The organism is Pseudoalteromonas luteoviolacea DSM 6061 (genome assembly GCF_001625655.1).
GTDB classification, from domain to species: domain Bacteria; phylum Pseudomonadota; class Gammaproteobacteria; order Enterobacterales; family Alteromonadaceae; genus Pseudoalteromonas; species Pseudoalteromonas luteoviolacea.
Genome location: NZ_AUYB01000096.1, coordinates 126,080 through 147,424, shown reverse-complemented (window position 1 = coordinate 147,424; position 21,345 = coordinate 126,080). Strand labels below are relative to the sequence as shown.

Annotated in this window: 19 protein-coding genes; 9 read left to right on the top strand and 10 right to left on the bottom strand. The window is 42.7% G+C overall.

Annotation, left to right across the window (positions count from 1 at the left end):
* The first annotated feature begins 228 nt into the window (after nucleotides 1–228).
* A complete protein-coding gene (locus N475_RS25415; protein ID WP_155730843.1) occupies nucleotides 229–402 on the top strand; it encodes a hypothetical protein in 174 nt (57 codons plus the stop codon).
* Nucleotides 403–696: 294 nt separating this feature from the next.
* Here the strand turns inward: N475_RS25415 and N475_RS26170 are convergent, their stop codons facing one another.
* The 6 genes from N475_RS26170 to N475_RS25400 all read right to left on the bottom strand — a co-directional run bounded on the left by N475_RS26170 (nucleotide 697) and on the right by N475_RS25400 (nucleotide 4,789).
* Nucleotides 697–1,350: a helix-turn-helix transcriptional regulator gene (locus tag N475_RS26170; RefSeq protein WP_063355932.1), complete on the bottom strand. Its 654-nt coding sequence runs from the start codon at nucleotides 1,348–1,350 to the stop codon at nucleotides 697–699.
* A 953-nt stretch (nucleotides 1,351–2,303) separates the two neighbouring features.
* Nucleotides 2,304–3,416: an MBL fold metallo-hydrolase gene (locus N475_RS08525; RefSeq protein WP_063365059.1), complete on the bottom strand. Its 1,113-nt coding sequence runs from the start codon at nucleotides 3,414–3,416 to the stop codon at nucleotides 2,304–2,306.
* A 17-nt stretch (nucleotides 3,417–3,433) separates the two neighbouring features.
* On the bottom strand, nucleotides 3,434–4,105 hold the full coding sequence (locus tag N475_RS26165) for a helix-turn-helix domain-containing protein (RefSeq protein WP_063365058.1): 672 nt from the start codon (nucleotides 4,103–4,105) through the stop codon (nucleotides 3,434–3,436).
* Nucleotides 4,106–4,197: 92 nt separating this feature from the next.
* A complete protein-coding gene (locus N475_RS25410; RefSeq protein WP_155730842.1) occupies nucleotides 4,198–4,365 on the bottom strand; it encodes a hypothetical protein in 168 nt (55 codons plus the stop codon).
* Between the two features lie 46 nt (nucleotides 4,366–4,411).
* Complete coding sequence (locus N475_RS25405; protein WP_155730841.1) at nucleotides 4,412–4,576, bottom strand: hypothetical protein; 165 nt, start codon at nucleotides 4,574–4,576, stop codon at nucleotides 4,412–4,414.
* Nucleotides 4,577–4,624: 48 nt separating this feature from the next.
* Nucleotides 4,625–4,789 carry a hypothetical protein gene (locus N475_RS25400; RefSeq protein WP_155730840.1) on the bottom strand — a complete coding sequence of 55 codons (165 nt, stop codon included), beginning with the start codon at nucleotides 4,787–4,789 and terminating at the stop codon, nucleotides 4,625–4,627.
* 705 nt (nucleotides 4,790–5,494) lie between these two features.
* On the opposite strand from N475_RS25400, the gene glmU reads away from it, so the two are divergent.
* The 7 genes from glmU (at nucleotide 5,495) to thpR (ending at nucleotide 16,149) form a co-directional block, all read left to right on the top strand.
* A complete protein-coding gene (gene glmU / locus N475_RS08515; protein ID WP_063355929.1) occupies nucleotides 5,495–6,856 on the top strand; it encodes a bifunctional UDP-N-acetylglucosamine diphosphorylase/glucosamine-1-phosphate N-acetyltransferase GlmU in 1,362 nt (453 codons plus the stop codon).
* Nucleotides 6,857–6,990: 134 nt separating this feature from the next.
* Nucleotides 6,991–8,235 carry an HlyD family secretion protein gene (locus N475_RS08510; protein ID WP_063355928.1) on the top strand — a complete coding sequence of 415 codons (1,245 nt, stop codon included), beginning with the start codon at nucleotides 6,991–6,993 and terminating at the stop codon, nucleotides 8,233–8,235.
* A 29-nt stretch (nucleotides 8,236–8,264) separates the two neighbouring features.
* Nucleotides 8,265–10,394 (top strand): peptidase domain-containing ABC transporter, encoded by a 2,130-nt coding sequence (locus tag N475_RS08505; protein WP_063355927.1) that lies wholly within the window; start codon nucleotides 8,265–8,267, stop codon nucleotides 10,392–10,394.
* Between the two features lie 220 nt (nucleotides 10,395–10,614).
* Nucleotides 10,615–11,844, top strand: coding sequence for a lanthionine synthetase C family protein (locus N475_RS08500; RefSeq protein ID WP_063365057.1), 1,230 nt, complete (start codon nucleotides 10,615–10,617; stop codon nucleotides 11,842–11,844).
* Nucleotides 11,845–11,854: 10 nt separating this feature from the next.
* Entirely contained in the window at nucleotides 11,855–15,001 is a 3,147-nt protein-coding gene (locus N475_RS08495; RefSeq protein WP_063365056.1) for a lantibiotic dehydratase, read from the top strand.
* A gap of 111 nt (nucleotides 15,002–15,112) precedes the next feature.
* Entirely contained in the window at nucleotides 15,113–15,628 is a 516-nt protein-coding gene (locus tag N475_RS08490) for a hypothetical protein (protein WP_063355924.1), read from the top strand.
* Nucleotides 15,628–16,149 (top strand): RNA 2',3'-cyclic phosphodiesterase, encoded by a 522-nt coding sequence (thpR, locus tag N475_RS08485; RefSeq protein ID WP_063365055.1) that lies wholly within the window; start codon nucleotides 15,628–15,630, stop codon nucleotides 16,147–16,149. Before N475_RS08490 ends, thpR begins: the two co-directional genes overlap by 1 nt.
* On the opposite strand, the gene N475_RS08480 is transcribed toward thpR, so the two are convergent.
* The 3 genes from N475_RS08480 to N475_RS08470 are packed head-to-tail and all read right to left on the bottom strand — an operon-like array spanning nucleotide 16,139 to nucleotide 18,757.
* On the bottom strand, nucleotides 16,139–16,789 hold the full coding sequence (locus tag N475_RS08480) for a pesticin C-terminus-like muramidase (protein WP_063365054.1): 651 nt from the start codon (nucleotides 16,787–16,789) through the stop codon (nucleotides 16,139–16,141). The two genes, thpR and N475_RS08480, sit on opposite strands and share 11 nt — an antisense overlap.
* Complete coding sequence (locus N475_RS08475; protein WP_063365053.1) at nucleotides 16,768–17,454, bottom strand: hypothetical protein; 687 nt, start codon at nucleotides 17,452–17,454, stop codon at nucleotides 16,768–16,770. The genes N475_RS08480 and N475_RS08475 overlap by 22 nt, the downstream gene beginning before the upstream one ends.
* Nucleotides 17,455–17,467: 13 nt before the next feature.
* Nucleotides 17,468–18,757 carry a LysM peptidoglycan-binding domain-containing protein gene (locus N475_RS08470; RefSeq protein ID WP_081232402.1) on the bottom strand — a complete coding sequence of 430 codons (1,290 nt, stop codon included), beginning with the start codon at nucleotides 18,755–18,757 and terminating at the stop codon, nucleotides 17,468–17,470.
* A gap of 178 nt (nucleotides 18,758–18,935) precedes the next feature.
* On the opposite strand from N475_RS08470, the gene N475_RS08465 reads away from it, so the two are divergent.
* Nucleotides 18,936–19,232: a DUF6482 family protein gene (locus tag N475_RS08465; protein WP_063365051.1), complete on the top strand. Its 297-nt coding sequence runs from the start codon at nucleotides 18,936–18,938 to the stop codon at nucleotides 19,230–19,232.
* A gap of 40 nt (nucleotides 19,233–19,272) precedes the next feature.
* On the opposite strand, the gene N475_RS08460 is transcribed toward N475_RS08465, so the two are convergent.
* Nucleotides 19,273–21,282: a TonB-dependent receptor gene (locus N475_RS08460; RefSeq protein ID WP_063365050.1), complete on the bottom strand. Its 2,010-nt coding sequence runs from the start codon at nucleotides 21,280–21,282 to the stop codon at nucleotides 19,273–19,275.
* Nucleotides 21,283–21,345 lie beyond the last annotated feature (63 nt).

The following is a 21,345-nucleotide window of genomic DNA, read 5'->3' as shown; positions in this document are numbered from 1 at the left end:
CTTACTCAGGTGAGTAGGGCCAGTTAGGAGGCACAGCACAGGCACATGATGTACCTGACGAAAACCAAGTGCGCAGAGATGAGCACATACCGATTTAATTTTTCGTTCTCTGGCAAGGACGCCAGCCTTACTCAAGTTAGTCCTTTACCCTGCTAGATCTAGCAGCTTGTTGGGGGCAATTAAGTTGCTTATATTTAACTCATACACAAACAAAAACAGGGCAACATCATGAAAGTTAAATTAAAAAAGCGCGAAGTAAAACAGTTATCTCTCTCTAATTCTGAAATCAAGGCACAAGAAACAATGCGTGTTGCAGGTGGTATCAAAAATCAACTCGCATCTAATTACAGTTGGACAGTGGTAACATCACACATCAGTGATTGTCCAATTAATATGCGTTAAAAAATTAATACAACTTTACCTTTTCTGATTAAGAGCCTTGTGGCTCTTTTTTCGTTTTCTAAGCCTTTGTTTCTTGTGCTACACCACAATATAAAAGTTAATGCATTAAGCAAGTTGCGCGTAATTTTAATTACGTTGAATGGAAGTATTGAATGGAAGTGGAATAGCAATTAGCAAGATGAGTGAAACTAGAAAAATAGCCCGACCTTAAACATACTCAGTGCAAATCATATTGCACATGTTTAAGGTCAAAGGGGTGCTTACCTGGGGGTGTAAGTTCATACCACAATCTGATTATAGAGTGTGATTGAATAGATACTTAACGATGGCTTGTTGTCTGTTCGCGCTATTGGTTTTTTCAATGCAGTTGCTTAGATGAAAATTGACTGTACGTTCCGATATACCCAGTATTTGGCTGATCTCCCAAGATGTTTTTCCCTCAGAAGCCCAGAGAATGCAATCACGTTCTCGTTTGGTAATTTTAATTTTGTCTTTAGAGAAGCTGCGCTTTAATGCTAACAACAGGTGAGGCCCTAAAATACTCCAATGCCATTCTTGTTGTTGTGGTGCAATGTAAGTATCACTTGTGATCAATACGCTGCCTAAAATGCCGCTTACGCCGCGCAGTGGTATCATCAATCCATATTCACTGCCCTTCACTTCTACTGAGTAAGGTGTGTGACTCTCTCTGCAATGCTCATATGTGGTATCTAAATTCACTCTATTTTCAATAGCATGGTGTTCATGCCCAATTACTTGATGTTGATAAGACGTGGGTGACTGTGGTTTAAAGCCAATTAAATGAATTGTGTCACATTCAATGATGGCGGCAATGTCACTCAGCCATGCTTCGATTTGACTCGGTGAGTCTAAATTTCCCGCTTTATCAATAAGGGGTTTAAAACTCAATATATCTGAAAATGTGTTTTCTAAATTGTTATTAGTCATTTTTTTTCCCGCAATTTATGAGCATTGGTGAGATAATAGTGGCGCTAATTTCATGACCTTGCAAATTTCTTATATTAAGTTAATAAGCATTTAAAACAATCACTTGCCCTTACTTGTTATCTTGAAAATGATTGGGAAATGGATTCTTTATAAGTATGTCAGTGCAGGCTATGATTTATTAATTATTCCGAATTATTGAAAATAACTTTTTTGCAGTTGATTTGCCTGGCGCAAGCTTGGATAGGAGGAGGTTGGTAATGCATCTGGTAAGTAAAAACACGCCAATACACATACCTTAAAGATCAGACTGTAGATTGCTAGTCAGTTCTTGGACAACTAGCAGCGCAAGTATATTGCGCTAGGTTAGTCAACATTGGCAATGGGAGCTGGCTGCGGTCAATATTAAACAAACACTCGTTGTTGGCTCGACGATAGTCTGCATCAGGAGCCAATCGCTGTGCAGCAATCGTGAGAGTTTAAGGTTTTAAACCAACAGAGGTTGCCGGCACTAAACAGTTGAAATTGAAGGCGAACTTATATTAATACTCCGACTTAGTTAGCTGCTATTGTGAGCTTAGCCATTATTCATCTAGAGTATAGGTACACGTGTACCAAATTGTATTTATGCACAGTTGTTCATAGGAAATATACAGGGTTAGCTCATTGATATTGCAGATTTAAGCGGTGATTTCGTGCTCTAGCATTTAAACCTGACGAGTTGCGAGTACCAATTAGCACCTAAGTCTTGTCGTTGCGTGTTGCGGTTACTATTGCTGAGCAAAGAGGTATTTTTATGGGCGGACACCAAAGGCACTAGGGTAGGCCAAATAGCGCAAAGGTTTGGGTTTATTAGGTGTTTGTTTTGCGGTGTTTAAATATGAAAAAAGCGCCCTTAACAAGCAACGGACACGGTGCTGCTTGAAGAGCGCTTGAACAACAAGTAAGTAAAAAGGTTATAGTAATTCTGTGAACTTAAAGGACTCTCCTATACCAAGTACACGAACTTTAAAATTCGGTTTTAACTCCTTAGCGGCATAGGCAAGTCTGCGCAGTGGCTCATTCACATGCTCGAAACCAAGTTGCCATGTGCCGTACCCCCAAGGTATAAATATTTTACAGTGCAGATCTTGCGCTGCTTTTATCGCATCTTCTGGTGAAAGGTGCACGCTTCTGTAGTGCTTGCCATACGCTGTTATCGGCATCATGCAAATATCGATATCGCCATATTCATTTTGTATATCTTTAAATATAGGGCTGTATCCTGTATCACCAGCAAAGTAAATTTTTAGCTCGCCAGTATTGATAATCCACCCACCCCATAAGCTTTCATTTTGGTCGAAGATACTTCGATTTGAGTAGTGATGGGCTGGTACAAAGTGGATTTTGTTTTTCTTGTATTCAATGTCCGTATACCAATCCAGTGCAAATACACTGTTAAATTTGCCATCGAGCTCATGCTGCATACCCAAAGGTAAAAATATATCTAAGTCACTTCCCAATTTTGATAGAGTGTCATTGGAGAAGTGGTCATAGTGGTCGTGAGATATTAATATCCCATCCACAAAAGACAGGGCTTCGGGCTCTACTGGTGGTGGCCCTAAACGCTTTAACTCATCAAACAACATTGTCCCAACAGTGCCAATCATGCCATCAAACTCGCCAAACACTGGGTCAGTCAAAAAGCTATTACCATTGCCGTCTTGAATTAGAAAGCTAGCATGGCCCAACCAAGTAATCATATTGCGTGACTGGCTATTTACCGAGGCCGGGTAAAGGTTGTCCCGATAATTGTAGCCATGCGTTTTGTCAAACCCCGAGTAAGAAAGTCTGAATATGCTGTCTTCAATCGGTTTATTCTCTTTAGGCGTCTTAAAGTCCATTGTATCAATCTCATGATAAGGCCCCAGATCCGTGAACGGCGAAGCATAGAGATTTTTGTATGGCGCTACAGAGTCAGCGTGCAGAGCATTGTTCATTTTTACTACTGGTTGTGGCATCTGATTGGTATTGCACGCCGCAGTAGTTAATATGGCCGCACACAGTCCTATGTATTTAACCGATTGCATTGTAGTTCCTTTCAAATTTATATGATGTTTGTTACGACACACTTAGCAATTGCTTGAAGTCGGTTTGCACTGTTGGTCTTTTCAATACAGTTGGATAGGTGAAAGTTTACGGTACGCTCAGATACACCAAGTATTTGACTAATCTCCCACGATGTTTTGCCTTCGCAAGCCCAAAGTAAGCAGTCGCGCTCACGTTTAGTTATGGCCACAAGACGCTGTTTAGAAATCTTGATATAAGCGTGTACTAGGTATGTGGCAATAGATGACCAATACCAACAAAGGTGTTCAACGTCTTGTGGATCTTCAATTTGCAAAAGCAAAGCTCCGTGCTCATTGTGACCTGCATGTACTGGCAAAATATATAAATTCTGTGGATATAGGCTTCCAAACTGACTTAATGAAACCGCTGAGGATTCATTATTACAGTGCTCACGCACTTCTTCACTGAGTAATAATTGATTAATTGCACTGGATTGATTGCCAAATAATTTGCTTTCAATTGACGTCGGCGTTAGATGGTCAAAGGCAATGAATGCCAAAAAGCTTGGTGCAGATATCGCTTGTAATTCCGATACAAGATTGCGAAATTCAGTTTCATTTTTGACGTTGTCTATTTTACTAACCACCTCACTAAATGCGGTCTGGGTGTAAATTTCTGCAGTTGCCTGCGTCATGATTGCTGAACTCATATCCGGTGCTCCACTATTGAGAAGTATGGTTTTTATGCCTTAAGGAGATATCAATCACATATATCTGTGAGTTATCACGTTTTTAATTGGCCTTAGTCTTGATTGCTAGGGCTTGATGGTCCTGTGACCGATGTATCTGAGCTGTCTGCTCTAAGCTGTGGCATTGTGCCGCCATTGATGAACTTAGTCATTTCAGATGGTAGGCGTTTGTTGTCTTGGCTCAGGTTTTTAATGTTCTTTTTAGTAACTGTTAGTTTCATGGTCGTGTCCTTTATATTTGTTGTTATGTATTTTGTGTTGTTATTTTTATAGTTGATGGGTTGGACCAGACGGTACAGTTACTGATGTGTCTGAGCTATCTCGAAGCTGCGCCATTGTGCCGCCATTGATGAACTTAGTCATTTCAGATGGTAGGCGTTTGTTGTCTTGGCTCAGGTTTTTAATGTTCTTTTTAGTAACTGCTAGTTTCATGGTCGTGTCCTATATATTTGTTGTTATGTATTTTGTGTTGTTGTTTTTTTATAGTTGATGAGTTGGACCAGACGGTACAGTTACTGATGTGTCTGAGCTATCTTGAGGCTGAGCCATCGAACCGCCATTGATGAACTTAGTCATATTAGCTGGAAGGCGCTTCTTGTCTTGGCTTAGGTTTTTGATGTTCTTCTTTGTGATAGCTAGTTTCATTTTTTGTGTCCTTTTACTTATTTGTTTTTGTATAGAGCTTGTAAAAATTTTTTGTTGTTTAAGTTGTTTGCCTAATTGGCTGGGGTGTTTTTATCGTGCCCCGTAACTTGAATCCTAAGTTAGCAAGAATTTTCCAAAAGTTAATTATTAGAAGGTTATGATTTGTACATAAGGTTTCGTGTTAAATTATTGATTTTTATGGTTTGTTATATTGAAAAAGAGTTTAATTAGAACTTTTACAAGTGTTTTTAACGGTATTTACGCTTTTTATAGCCATCACAAAGTTTGTTCCTAAAGCAGAAATGCAATTGAGAAATGATGGTTTTTGGGGTTTGGTTTTGGCGGTGTTGACGTAAAAGAGGGAATTAAGAAAGAGAAATACTGTGATTGGCTTCTTGGTTATCTGAGGATAATGCTGGCAATTTGTTAGGGGTGGTTAAAAAATGCACTAGTGAGGGGTTGCGTAAGACCTAATTAATGCATTGATGTGATAAAAACTTTTATAAAGAATAGCAAGTACTCGTCAGATGAGCATTCAAACCATGATTTTGACTATCAATTGAGATAAATCTAGTTAAAATATCAGCAATCATTTCTGAAGCAGATTATACACTGCGAATATGTTTGACTGTGCACATGGAGTGGCAGCCTTAAAGTGTATGAAATGTGTAGGAGATAGTAAGTAATAAAAAGGATTCATCACAGATGGCATTAAACACAGTTATTTTAGCTGCGGGTAAAGGTACTCGTATGCGTTCAAATTTACCTAAAGTTCTTCATCCAGTTGCTGGTAAACCTATGGTTCAGCATGTTATTGACAATGCAGTTGCTATGGGTGCTAAAGCAACTAATTTAGTTTACGGACATGGTGGTGAATTATTAAAAGAACACTTATCACACAACGCGGTTAATTGGGTGTTGCAAGAAGAGCAACTTGGTACTGGCCACGCCGTTGCCGTGGCTAAAGAACACATTGCTGATGATGATACCGTATTGGTCTTGTATGGGGATGTACCTCTTACTAAGCGTTCAACGCTAGAAAGGTTATTGGCGGCGACACCTGAAGAAGGATTGGCAATATTGACTGTGACGCTAGAGAATCCAACTGGTTATGGCCGTATGTTGCGCGAAAATGGCAAACTTGTCGGTATTATTGAGCAAAAAGATGCATCCGCTGAACAATTAAAAATTCAAGAAATCAACACCGGCATTATGGCTGCAAATGGCGGCCTATTGAAAAAGTGGTTGGGACAACTTTCTAATAACAATGCTCAGGGCGAATACTACTTAACGGATATTGTTGCGATGGCACATGCTGAAGGCGTAGAAATAAGTTCTGCGCAGCCTGATGATGCAATGGAAGTGGAAGGTGCAAACAACCGTGTACAACTTGCGGCTTTAGAGCGTGCATATCAAGCGCGTCAGGCCCACGAATTAATGATAAATGGTGCCAGTCTAGCTGATCCGGCTCGTATTGACGTACGCGGTGAAGTGATTACTGGGCAAGATGTTGAAATAGACGTTAATGTTATCTTCGAAGGTAAAGTTACAATTGGTAATAATGTACGTATTGGACCAAACTGCGTGCTAAAAGATTGCACAATTGGCGATGGCGCTGTGATCAAAGCAAACTCAATTATTGAAGAAGCACAAGTCAAAGCTCTGTGTACTGTTGGACCATTTGCAAGGCTTCGTCCAGGTGCATTACTTGAAGAAAACGCCCATGTTGGCAACTTTGTCGAGATGAAGAAGTCTCGCTTAGGTTCTGGCTCAAAAGCGAATCACTTTACTTACCTTGGTGATACGACAGTAGGTGAGAAAGTGAACATCGGTGCAGGCACGATTACTTGTAATTATGATGGGGTTAATAAATCACAAACCATTATCGGAGATGGGGCTTTTATTGGTTCTAATTCGTCGCTGGTTGCGCCAGTGACTGTTGGTGCACAAGCAACAGTGGCCGCTGGCTCTGTGGTCACAAGCGCGGTTGGTGATGAGCAATTGGCTGTTGCTAGAAGCAAGCAACGAAATATCTCTGGATGGCAGAGGCCAACGAAGAAAGCTTAAATAATATGACTAAAAAGGGAATTTAATTCCCTTTTTTTGTATCTCGTTTCTTTCTGGTTTCCAAAGTGATACATTACGGAGGGGTTAATTAAAATTTAACAATAAAAACAATTAATTCAGGTGTACAAGTTATTATGGAAAATCTCTTTCGCAAAGAAGTACTTGAGAACAAGCGACACCGATTAGAAGGAGCTGTGAGTTTAGTTCAACCACCCGTGTTTAAGACACTCACCTTTCTGATCTTATTTGTGGTGACCATCAGTATTATCTTTCTTGCAGTCGGTAGCTATGCGCGAAAAGAGCGTGTATCGGGCGTGCTTGAGCCAAATACTGGGATCCTGAATATGGTTGCGTCACAAGAGGGGATAGTCGCTGAAGTCCTCGTTGAAGAAGGCCAATTTGTAGAAGCCGAACAGCCTATTTTAAGAATAGCTTCTGCCAAGCACAGCACTCAAGCACTCGAACTAAATCAGGCTTTGGTGAATCAATATACTTTTCAATTAAAAAATATTGAGCGTTTAATTGCGCAACAAGAGCAGCAGTTTCAATTGGACTTAAATGAGCTAACGCTGCAAAAAGTCAGTGCTAAAAAACGTCTGGATGAATTGACAAGCCAGCAGGTTACATTTTCACAACGTCTTGATTTAAATAAGCAAATGGTAAGCCAAATCAGTACGTTAAAAGGTACTGGCTATATATCTGAGCTTGAATTACAAAGACAAAAAGATACCTTATTATCGCTACAACAACAGTCTTCTAATATCCGTACAGAAAAACTCAGTTTAGAGTCACAAATAGAACAATTCGACACACAACTAGAAAAGCTGCCATTAGGTCATGAAGAGCGTATTAACCAACTTAAGTCTGAGCGTGCTCAGCTAAAGATTCAACTTACGTCCATTGAACAGCAAAGACTCGGTGAGCTGAGAGCGCCCAAAGCTGGTGTTGTAACTGGCTTATTGGCAAAAGTGGGCAAGAATGTAGTTTCAGGGCAAAAACTTTTGAGTGTGATCCCTGAAAACAGCCAGATGCAGGCCGTCATTTATGTCCCTACATCTGCTTTCGGATTTATTGAACAAGGGCAACAAGCAAAATTGCGTTACCACGCTTTTCCGTATGAAAAGTTTGGCATCTATGGTGGAGAGATTAAACAAATAAGTACCAGTTTGATCTTACCGGAAGAAGCCATCATTCCTGGGATTATCAGTGAACCAGCTTATCGTGTCATCGTGTCTTTGTCTGAACAAGATATTCAGGCCTATGGCAAGTCTACACCTTTGCGTGCAGGCATGATGTTAGACGCAGATATTATCATCGAAGAACGTTCGTTACTGAGGTGGTTATTTGATCCGGTATTCAGTATTAAAGGACAGCTGTAAGCTGCAATAACGATAATAAAAGGCTTTGTATGCATCACGAAGATAACTCTCCGGTACAAAAATTACAGTTTTGGTCAAGGAATTCACTGCCTATCATTTTGCAGTCTGAAGCAGCAGAATGTGGATTGGCAAGTTTGGCAATGGTGGCCGCTTATCACGGCTACCACAGTGACCTAACTACATTGAGACAAAAGTTTAGTATATCCATCGAAGGTGCTACCTTGCTGGATATCATGCATTTTGCTGAGCAGCTAGAACTCAGCTCCAGACCTTTGAGGATTGAATTAGAGGATTTAGACGCACTACAAACCCCATGTATTTTGCACTGGGATATGAATCACTTTGTGGTGTTAAAAAAAGCCAACGAAAAGCGCATTGTTATCCACGATCCAGCGTCGGGCGAAAAGACCTTTACCTTGGATGAGGCGTCCAAGCACTTTACTGGCGTCGCGCTAGAGCTTACCCCAACTAAGAGCTTTGAGAAAAAAGAGAAAAAACCCAGCTTAAAGTTTGCGGATTTTTGGAGCCGCATCACCGGCTTAAAGCGTTCTTTGTTATTGATTTTCTTGCTTTCTATTTTACTACAAGTGTTTACGCTTGCAGCCCCATACTACATTCAGTTAGTGATTGATGATGTGGTACTTACGGGAGATACTAATCTATTGACCGTACTAGCCACGGGCTTTTTCTTAGTATTAGTGTTTGAAATTGCCACGAATGCGTTGCGGGGGTTTACGTTGCTGCATTTTGGTAATCAAATGAATATCCAGCTAGGTGCAAACCTCTTCCATCACTTAGTGCGTCTACCTATTTCGTACTTTGAAAAGCGTCATATGGGCGATGTCGTGTCGAGGTTTGGCTCGTTGCAGCAAGTAAAGCAAATTCTGACCACAGGCGTAATCGAGGCAATTATTGATGGCTTAATGGCCATCATAACTTTGGCGATGATTTTCTTTTATAGCCCAACGCTGTCGCTGGTGGTATTGGCGGCTGTAATTGCGTATGCGCTGGTTAGAATCGCAATGTATAAGCCATTTAGAAACATCAGTGAACAAGAAATTATGGCCCGTGCAGAAGAAAACTCCAACTTTATGGAAACGGTGCGTGGCATTCAAACAATCAAACTGTTTGGTTCGGAAGTTAAGCGAGAAGGGCAATGGCAAAACCGCTATGCCAATGCGATTAATCAAAGTATTCGCTTGGGCAATTTCCAAATTGGTTATGATGCTATTAACCGTGCCCTATTTGGGATTGAAAATATCTTAGTGGTCTACTTGGCGGCACATTTGGTGCTTGAAGGCGGCTTTAGTACCGGGATGCTATTTGCATTTATGTCATATAAACGCCAGTTTATGGACAAAACAGCCAACCTAATTGAAAAACTGATTGAATTTAAGATGGTGGGCCTGCACTTCGACCGTATTGCCGATATTGCATTGACCGAAAAGGAAACTCTGCAACCAGAGCAACTGAAGAAACATACCGTCAAAGGAAAGGTAGAGTTAAAAAATATCTGTTTTTCATATTCTGATGCTACGCCAGATGTTTTGCACAACCTTTGTTTAGATATCAACGAGGGCGAATCGGTGGCTATTACGGGCCCGTCTGGCTGTGGAAAGTCCACATTACTTAAAATTATGTTAGGCCTCAATCAAGCCAAAAGTGGTGAAGTGCTCATTGATGATGTGCCGATTGAACAAATTGGTGCAAGACAATATCGTCAGCAAATCGCAGCGGTGATGCAGGACGATGAACTACTATCCGGTTCTGTGGCTGACAATATTGCATTTTTTGATACCCCCATTGATATGGAGCGTGTGGTCTATTGCGCACAGTTAGCCGCTATCCACGATGATATTAGCCAAATGCCAATGGGCTACGACAGCTTGATTGGTGATATGGGATCATCTCTTTCTGGCGGTCAAAAGCAGCGAATTATATTGGCGCGGGCGCTCTATAAACAGCCTAAAATTTTGTTTATGGATGAGGCGACGAGTCACTTGGATACCTCGTTAGAGTCGGATATTAATGAGGCTGTAAGCCGATTGAATATGACGCGTGTGATCATTGCACACCGTAAAGAGACCATTGCTTCGGCAGATCGTGAGATCCGTTTGCAAAAAGTTAATGTAGAAGAGCTCGAAGCCGAGCAAGAGTAAGTTTAGTCATAGCCCTCCTAAACTTTGGAGGGTGATATGTGGCCAAGTTTTATTTAGATTTTTGTTGAGCTTCAGCCTTTATTGAGAGCACGTAAACGTTCAATTTACTAAACCTCCTAATCAATATGTACTTAGGTTTTAACTATTGAGCTAGGGATCTATTTAAGTTAGTTTTTATGGCTATAACAAAAAAAATAAAGCTTTATAATTAAGGAAGACCATGTCAGAGCATCTTTTCATCACCGACAATCAACGCCGGGAAATAGCGGCAATCATATCGTTGTTAGCAGGACGAGTCAGCGATAACCTCAAATCTGGAGAAGAACAAAACGGTTTGCTAAGTGGTATTGCAGGCCAATTACTGTTTTTATTTAAAGCACATCAATTCGACGAAAACATTGTGGACGAAGAAGTCTTCGGCGAGAAGCTTGAAGAGCTGCAAGAGCAGTTGACGGATCAAAGCTTTGAATTAAGTAATGGCCTAGCAGGACAAGCTTGGGTATTGGAGTATTTTAATCAAGCCGATCAAGAAGATTATGACCCTGAACTTTTGAATGAAGTTGATGAGCTGTTCACTGAAGCGTTAAATCACAATCCGTGGCCAGGTGAAATCGAAATGGTGTTGGGTCTATGCGGTTATGCGCCTTATGCATCGAGACGTGCTAAATGTTCAGATCAACACAAGCTATATGGCACCATCATAACTGGCTTAGAAAGCACTGCGACATATTTTGACAATGGCCATATTGCGTGGTCACAGCCAGCTGAATCAGTATACCGATTTGATACAGATGACAAAGAAAAGCCAGAGTTCAACTTAGGGTTGGCCCATGGCGTACCGGGTATGATTGCAGCGCTATTACCCGCTTATCGCATCCCTGAGCTCAAAGAACGAGCGGAAAAATTATTGTCAGGAGCCTGTGAGTGGTTGATTACGCATCAAAATTCGGCAAGTGGTAAAGACGCAGAGCATTCTTGTTACGGCTCATGTGCAGGCACTGAGACACATTCTAGGCTTGGTTGGTGTTATGGCGATTTAACCATAGCGATGATTTTAGCGCGCGCGGGTCAGGCTTTGGATAGGCCAAGCTATGTGGATCATGCATTAGAGGTGGCTTTACACGCGACTAAGCGAGATGCAGAAAATGCGTATATTAATGACGCTGGTGTCTGTCATGGGTTTGTCGGACTGGCATTAATTTTTAACTTGCTCAATGAATTGATGCCACATCCAAAGCTGAAAGCGCGATCTATCTACTGGGTAGAGTATGGTTTGCAAAAGTTCCGTGAGGGCGGCATTGAATCGCTGTACTCATATAATGGTGTCACAAAAGAACATGAGGAAGAATTCGGCTTCCTAATGGGCTACTCCGGTATTGGGTGTGCACTCATCAGTTTGTTAAACAAAGATGATGATACAAGCTGGACCGAATGCCTGTTGATGTCTTAAGGGGAAGTGTATGTCTTCAAAACAACTAAAAAATGACAACTTTTTTGTAATTCGAACACCTCGACTGGCGCTTGAGCAGTTGGCTGCCTTTGGCGAAAAGGATGCCGATACGAATATGTTACTCAGTGCTTGGCTGGCTACAGCTGGTGTTGAGGAGGCTATTTACTTGGCCAGTCCTTCACTGCTTGAGCGTATTGACCAGTGGCGCACTAAACCAGATTCTAAACAAGGCAAAAAAGTTGCCCATGCACTGATCAAATACATGGTACGCATGTGCTCAAGGCCAACACCGTTTGGTTTGTTTTCAGGTATTCACAAAGGCAATATTGCACAGACCACGGAACTGGCGCCTGCGGATCACTGTAAAGATAGCCGCAAAACACGGTTAGACATGTTTTACCTGTCAGCCTTGAAAGAGCATTTTATCAAACATGCATCTCGCTCGGATAATTTAACTTACAAACCAAATTCATCCCATTACTTTATTGCCGAGCAATGTCGCTATATTGAGACCTATTTGTCTGACGACACCATGCAGTATCGTCTCAGTGCAGTAGAAAGCGATGAGTACTTTAGGTTTGCTTTAGAGCTCGCTAAACCGGGTGTGAGCTTCAATGGTTTAGTGTCTCAATTCAAGGCTCAATACCCAGAGGCCTCACAAGAAGAAGTAGAAAATTATATTCAAGATTTAATTGACGAAGGGGTGCTGCTGGCAGATATTCCGTTGCCATTAACAGGCGACTCACCAGATTATGCGTTGTTAAAGTCTATTGAGGACATTAAAGAGCTAGATGCAGCAGATAAATTGGCCATGGCGCTGTCTAAAATTGAGAGTTTAGACGCTGCCTCAAGTGGTGAAATTACCCCTTACAAACAATTGCTTGCACACTTAGAAAGCCTGCCAGTAAAAGCGCAGGAGAATAAGCTCTTTCAAAGTGATATTTACCGTGCGTTTACTCAGTGCAGTATTTCAGAGATGGAAATGAAGCGCGTGCAAAAGCAATTAGAGCTCATTGCTGGGCTGACAATCACCGAACCACCCAATGGTTTGAGTCAGTTTATGAGCAAGTTTAATTCGCGATTTGAGGGGCAATTTGTTCCACTGGATGTGATTTTAGATGATGAGTCTGGCATTGGGATCTCAACGGAGACGGGTTATGAAGCCCCCTTGGTTGCCGGTCTGAATTTGGCGCGAAGTGGTGCAAATCAAGCTACTGTGCCAGAAGTTAGTATGATCGAAAATATTGTTGAGCGCGCTTTGAGCCTACCAGAAAACCGTGGCAAAGAGAGTATTGTGCTTAAGAGTAAAGAGCTTAAGTCAAAAGTGAATAACAAAGACGCGGTGGCAAACTTTCCATACTCATTTGGCACCATGTTGAGCCTATATCAGGATGAAAGGGGTAACCCTGTCTATAAGTTTAATGGGTGCTATGGGCCTTCTGCAGCCAACTTGCTTGGGCGTTTCTGTCATTTGGATGATGGCTTAAAGAACGCGGTGACTGAGCACTTGGAGCAAGAGCAAGCACACAGTGAAGATGTGATTTTTGCTGAAGTTGTGCACATGCCGGAAGGGCGTCCAGGCAACGTTATCGCCAGACCACATTTAAGAGACTACGAAATTGTCTTTATGGCAGATAGCTCTTTGGATGACGAGTACCAAATTCCATTGAGTGACTTGTATGTGTGGGTTGAAGGACAAAAAGTGAAATTGTGGAGTAAGCGCCTCAACAAGCAGGTTATTCCGCGTTTATCGAGTGCCCATAACTATTCTGCTCGAAGCCTAAGTGCCTATAAATTCTTGTGTATGTTACAACATCAAGAAGGCCGCGCGCCTTACTTTAAGATGCCAACCAGTACCGAGCGAGCGGCGTTTGTTCCTCGTGTCATGTTGGATAACCTCATTCTGAGTGAAAAAATATGGCGTATTGAGCGCACCGAATTGGAAGAGATCAGTAAAAAAGGCCAATTTAGCCGCGAAAAGCTCGATATATTGATGGCAAGATACGCTTTAGATGCGCAAGTTAGCTTTGCGATGTCTGACAATGTCCTGCAGCTTGATTTACGCAATCCGGACATGTTTGCTATTTTGTTAGCTGAAACAAAGGGTCATACCAATGTTGAGCTCAAAGAAGTGCTGTCTAACAGTTATCGCTCACGCGTGGTCGATGAGCAAGGACTGCACTATAGCAACGAAGTGATTGTGCCGTTTATTAATGAGCAGGCGCGTGTACATAGCCATTTTTCTGATGACCCTTATGCCAATATTACGGCAGAGCCGATTAAGCGCCGATTTGGTGCTGGTTCTGAATGGTTAAGCCTCAAGATATATTCTGGCAACTCTCTGGTTGAACAGTTGCTAACTGATGAATTACTCCCTTTAATTGAGCAAAGCACAGAGCTTTACGACAAGTGGTTCTTTATTCGCTATGGCGATCCTGATTGGCACCTTCGACTGCGTTTTCATGGGGATCCGGGCCTACTTTGTGGCCAGCTGCTCCCGCAACTAAATGCGTTGCTTGATCCAAAGGTGGAGTCAGGAGAGCTACATAAAGTTGAGTTGATGACCTACGAGCGCGAAGTAGAGCGTTACGGTGGGCCAGAATCCATGAGCATGATTGAATCGCTGTTTATGTATGATAGCCGATTAATCGCCCAAGCATGTGGTTTGATAGACGAACATGGTGAAGATGTTCGTTGGCGTGTCGCACTCGCTTGCACGCATAGATTACTGAATCTGTTTGAGTACAGCGACGAAGCGCGCTTTAAGTTGATCAGTAACCTGCGAGATGGCTTCGGCAGAGAGTTCAACGAAACCAGCGCGCTGCGCAAGCAGCTTGGTAATCGTTATCGTGAATACCAAGCGCAAATGGATGATGATTTTATCAAGCTTTTACCAGAACAGGCTGAGCAGTGTGATGAAGTGCAAACTGCTATGCTAGCAGTGCTAGAGCTATGGCAACAAAGTGCGGCACCTGTAGTGGAAGTATTGAGTCGTCAAATTGAAGAGGGACAATTAAATTGTACGCGTGATTCTTTATTAGGTTCTCTACTTCATATGCATAACAACCGTATGTTTAAAGCATATGGGCGTGAACAAGAACTGGTGATCCATGATTTGTTACGCCGCAAGTACTTCTCGGCAGACAAAAAGGCGTAAGCCAATTAGCGATAAAAAGCGCCTCCTGGGCGCTTTTTTTGTGCGTAAGCTAAGGCAAATCGATCAGAAGTGACTATAAATATAAGCAGGATCAGATTATTAGGTAATAACATGAAATATATAAATGGATTGCTTGTTGGGGTTTTCTTATTTGCACAAAGTGTATGGGCCTCAACGATTGCAGACGAGCTCAAAGTGTTTGAACCATACCTTGGAACTTGGCAGGCCAGCTTCTCGATGGGAGAAGGTCAAAAGGTAACTGACGTGAGTCGCTGGGAGCGCGCATTGAATGGCACTGCAATCAGAACCTTACATTCAATCAATGACGGCGCGTATGGTGGAGAGTCTCTGCTGTTTTGGGATAAAGGGCAGCAAAGTATCGTGTTTTACTATTTTACTACCGCGGGCTTTTATACATCGGGCAAAATAGAAGTTTTGAGCAAACAGGAGTTTGTGGCTTATGAAGCAGTCGAGGGCAATCAGGATGGCATCACGGAAGTGAAGTCGACCAGTCGATTCAAAAATGGAGAATTTACCGTCTCTACCCAGTATTTGAAAAATGGCCAATGGACTCAGCCTGAGTTACGTACCTATCGACCAAGCAATAAATCGGTGAAGTTCAAATAATGGCTTTGAAGCGGCTATTTTTTGGTATTGGCTTAGACACACAGTCCAAGAGCCGTATAACTCAGTGGTTGAATCAGTCAATAACACATCAAAAGCCCGCGACGTTGGCGCGCAATTGGCATATTACTTTGGCATTTTTAGGACAGGTTGATGAGCCAACCACGGAAGCTTTGATCCAGTTTGCAGGCGAGCTTACCTTGCCTCCATTTGAGCTTCATTTTTCGCAAACAGGATACTGGCCACAAAATGGTATTTTTTACTTACAGCCTATGCCTTGTGAAGTGCTCAACAACTTGGCAGCACCACTGCGTAAGATCTCAAAGGAGTGGCAGTTATATAGCTGTCCCTATAGATTCTCACCGCATATTACCTTGTTTAGAGGGCATAAAGGGGAGCCACAAGTACAGGCTCCGGTGACGCCATTTACGTTGTCGGTGAGAGAGTTTCATTTATATCACTCACATGCCCTTGAAGATGGCCTGCATTACACACCAATTTCGTCATTTGAGCTTAGCGCTTGAGTTTAATTGAGATTTGATTCAATACGAAATGGGCGAGTCTGCGTAATAAACCAACTGACCCACTTTGCAAAAATAACTTGGCGGTTGCCTTATTGCGTGCGGTGCTCACATGTTTGCGTTTGCATTCTTTGGCCGCCGCAGACCAATTTTCTGTACGAATAGCATTGAGTAACTTTGGCCAAGCTCTGCTGAGGTTAGTAGTGCCAAGGTTGTACGCCATATCGAGGAGTGCCAGTTGCACATTACTAGGCATTTTTTTGAATGGAAGATAGCCATTTTTTGCACTAAAGAGCGCCGCTAATTCTTGCTCAAATTCGGCTATTTTTTTCTCCAATAGCTTTAAACATTCTTCATGTGGCAAGTAGAGCTGGCAATGTTGTTCATACCAGCTGGCTAGGCGCCCCTCGGGGAGTTTAGCAATTGTGGCAAACTCCTTTGCTTTTTGCTCTCGACTGGCAGCCTTTTTGGTGGATTTATCTCGTAGCGTCATTTTTGTCAGTGCTTTTGCATCACTGACAAGAAATCCGGCCCCCACCGTCACATTGCCGCGTGTATCGAGGTATAAGTGGGCAATCACACCTTCATATAAACAAATATGCTTCGCAGCATGATGGCTATTTAACTTTTTAAGTTTGAACAATGCGCAACCTTTTTAACTTCTGATGCTTTGTTAACTGTGTAGCATTGCTTGAGTAAAGAGCAATAGCAAGTATTTACTTCAATGTCATGAGCAATGTTGCTGATCTTTTCCCAAAGGTGGCCATTAAAACTGCTGCGATCCATGGAAAAAAGCACCAAGTCATTGCCGTCTGCGAGCAGGGCATTTTGTGGGTCACTGGTAACATACCAGCCAAACTGTTTCATGTAGTTGATATCTTCGTTGTCGGCTTGCACTTCTCTTAGCGCTTCTTTGTATGCATCCAAATTACAGCAATGATTTAACAGTGCTTTAAGGTTGTCATAGGTATTACCTTGATACTCAAACTGCATTGACTTGATAAGAGCAGGGCCTGTTCCTGAGTTAATTACTCTGACCGACATACGCGCACGTTCAGCTTCAAGATCGTAATCACTGTAGCTGACCTGTAACCAGGGCCAAGTTTCTGCATGCAGCTGCCTTTCTGCGGCTGCGACTTGCTCTTGGGCTGCTTTTGCCTGCATGTAAGTAGCATAAAATGAGGCTGCCGAAATCAATATTGCACACAATGCCAAAATACTGTTCATCTTCGAGCGAGATAGGCGCAGCTTAAACTTTAATGGGAGTTTGCTGTTATTCGTGTTGGTTGGTGGCTGTTCTATGGACATCACTCGTTCCTATTTATGGCGCTAAAAAAATGGTCAAACGTTCGCCAATTTGCAGTGTTGAGCGAGACATTTGATTCCATTGCTTGAGCTTATTGATAGAAACGTTGAACTGTTTAGCTATACGCCACAAGCTGTCGCCTGATTTTACCGTATAGGTAACTTGTTGCTCTGCTAAGATCGGCAAAAGGAGTTTGTCGCCGATACGAATTTTGTCACTTTTCAATTGGTTAAATGACTTAAGTTGTGACACATTCACGCCATAGCTGGCTGCTATCACACTCAAGCTATCGCCACGACGAATGGTGTAAGACTGCCACTGTTGGCTAGGCATAGTTGGCAAGTTTTGTGTGTACTGCGCCCACTCTTGTGCCTTTTCAACGGGCATCACTAGTCGGTTAGGGCCACCCAAGAGAGCAGGGAAACGGGCATAGCCAGTGTTGAGCTTTGCGAGCATTGACCACTGTGAACTGTTGTCGAGAATTGTCGCACTGGGTAGTGATACAACGGTGATGGCTGGTGTGTTATCAATCGCAGGGAAGGGCATCAGTTGTTGCTTCAAAAGCTGTGTAGCAGCGAGCAGCTTAGGCACATAGTGACGAGTTTGGCGTGGTAAATTTAGGGCAAAAAAATCAGTGGGTTTACCGGCTTTTCGGTTATTGGCAATGGCTCTTAAGACACGTCCCTCGCCGGTGTTATACGCGGCGATTGCATGATACCAATTGCCATCAAAACGGCGATGTAGATAAGTTAAAAAATCCAGCGCTGCATTGGTTGAATCAATGAGGTCCTGACGGCCATCATACCAAGGGTTGATTGTTAAACCGTAATGCTTGGCAATGAGAGGAGTGAGCTGCCACAAACCCGATGCATGTTTGTGAGAGTATGCCTGCATATCGAAGTCGGTTTCTATCAGAGGCATCAAAGCCAATTCAATGGGGAGGCCGCGCTTTTCTATTTCGGTCACTATGTAGTACAGCAAGGGTTTGGCACGCTTGCTGATGGTATGCATATAGTTGGGGTGTTTTAAATACCACTCAATGCGCTTAACGACGCGGGGATGCTGTGACGGCGCAAAGCTGACTTGCTGACGTATTCGCTGCCACACATCTTTTGCATCTTGTGGCTTAGTTGCTGGGGCATCGTTAACCTTTTGTAAGGGAGTGTGCGACAAAGAGTCACTGTTGCTGGGCTCCTCGAGAGTAGGCAACTCCGATGGCAGGCTATGCACATCCTCTGAAGACGGGGTCGTTTGGCATGCAGTTAGGGATATCGCCAAGGTAATGAGTAATAAACGTTTGAGCATAATTCAGCAGTCTTGTTCTTGTTCTTATTCCACTATTTTATAAGTGAATGAAATAAATAGACAAGTTAAAAAAATTGGGACAAAGAAAAGGAATTAAATAGAGGTTGGTTGTTTTTTGAACTAAAATTGAGTTTGTTGCGTTTAAGTAAAGTAGTTCCATTCAGTAAGGGGTATTTTTATGGACCGCACAGAATTGAGAGAGCAGTTCGAACACAGCTACATGGATCCGGTAATTTTGAGTTATGCAGACTCCAACCACTATCTTGCTGGTGGTCTAGATGTGCTGGGTAACTACCATCTAATCACCGACAAACAAGGTAAAATTGTTACTTACAACTCGCTGAGAGAAGCAGAGGTTGAATTGGCGGAGCTCGGAGCCACAGAAGCCACTTTTGATATGGAAACCGCCTACGATGAAATGGTCGGTAGTGTTAGCGATGGGCATTGTCGCTTCAAACTGCCACTGGTCCACTAACTTGGACCAGCCCACCTAGTTGGGGCGCAAGGGCCCCGCATCATAAAGTACCAAGCAGTGACAGTGTGATAACAGGGTCGACTCGTTCATCGAATCGCATTCCCCCATCGTATTCCTCACCACGTTGCGGTGAATAGAAAGTTTGGTCGTACGTAAATTTTGCAGTGTTGAGGGCTGCAATTTTGACATTGACTCGAAGCGACGCAAAGACTTGATACTCTGCAAATGCATTTACCTCGATGTGGTCTCGTTCAATAAATACCTCGTCTTGATAGTAGTAAGTTGCAGATTCTGGTAGGTATATGTCTACACCCCAGCTGTGATCTGGCATGTCTCGTCTAAACTCTATGCTGGTGCTGTGCGGTGTCAAACCTGTTGTTGCACGAGTACCCGTTAATGGGTCTCGGTAGTGTGCGTTTTCGTATTGATAGTCGACACTTAACTGACTACCAGACAGCCACGCATCCGTATCCCACGTCAATGCCAGTTCAGCACCTAAAAGTGTGGCACTACCAGCATTACCCAAACCGGATTTGCCATTGTCTAACGTGATGATTTCGTGAATATCTTTTTGCCACTGCTGGTACATCTTGAGGTTCATAAACAGCTTGTCTGTTGGGCGAACATTGAACTGTGCAGCAAGTTCACTGTATTGGCTGGGCAAGAGGCGGTTGTTTCCTGATTGACTGCGCTCGAACCCTGCATTTTGGCTAGCAACAAAGTGATTAAAATCCAGCTGATCCACGTGATGTTGAGCGGTTAATACCATATCCCAATTAGAGGTAGGCTCATAGCTTAGGCGCACAAGCGGTTTTATAAAGTTTAGATTACTGCGGTGCGTGTTTTGCCTACCACTGCTGAGCTTGGTGTGCTCTGCATTAATCCGTGTATACAGTTGCCACTGTGGGTTTAGAGTATGGGTAAAAGCAAAAAATGGTTGATAGCGCATTTCAGAGACTTTGCTGATTAGAACTTCATCTCCTGTATGGGTGGTCGCATCTAATTGATTGCGACTGATTTCGAGTCCGAGCTCCGGTTTGTACGTTATCGATGGCACGTTCAAGTTAAACTGAATCACTTGTTCTTGATGAGTTTTGTACTGTTTAAATATGTCCGGAGACTCGCCAGTATCACGGCTTAGAGAGTCGTTATCCGTAGTTTTTTTACTATGTAATGCAACAAATTGCACCTGTTTGTCTTGATTTGACTGATGCTGCCAATCAGCACTGAGTTCATGCTCACGGGTATCAATAGACTCATTGTATTGCCATAGTTGGGTCAACTCTGCGTGAGTCTTGCCATAGGGTCTAATAAAGTCTGTTTGCCAGTCTTCATTGAGAGTTTTTGCTGATAGCACGAGTCTGCTGTGTTCATGATTTCGGGTACTGCTCAAAGACAATAGGCGACTATTCAACTTTTCAAAAAAGTCTTCACGGCCAACTTCAGTTAGCAAATTTTGTGCAGAATATGCGTGCAGTGTTGATACCGATTGGTGTCGCTCATCTTGATAATGGGCATTAATTTGATGTTGCCATGTGGCTGTCGGTAAAGATATCTGAGTAGCAAGCTCACTGGGTCGATAAGACTGATATGCTGAAGTGAGCTTACTGCGTGCTTGCCAGTTGGTTGTTGCGACGTTGTCATGGGTGATGATGTTTACAACTTGAGTAAATTGGCTGGCACTGGTAAAGGGGTGGCCTGCGCTGTAAAAGTGTATTTCGACAATTTGCGCTTTAGGTAGCTGGCTTAGGATTTGGCGTAAAGACTCTGATTTTGACGCGGGTACTGCACCATTGATTAATACGTTACCTCCAGCAGCAGCCAAGCCTCGATTCGCGGTGCTTTGTGATAAGGAAAACCCTGGGATTTGCTCTATTTTGTCTAGTGCATTTTGTCCATACAGCTGTGTTAGTGCTGTACCTTCATAATTGATTACGGCGAACTCTTGCTGTGGACCTTGTACAGATTGTGCTGATACTGCGGCAGGTATGGTGAGAAAACAGCAAAGGAGTCCTAGGAGTAAATGTTGATGCTTCAATGGCTGTTCCATGGCGGATATTCTTCCTATTTGTTTCGGTTTCAGAACCTATTGGAATAAATCAAACCACATAAA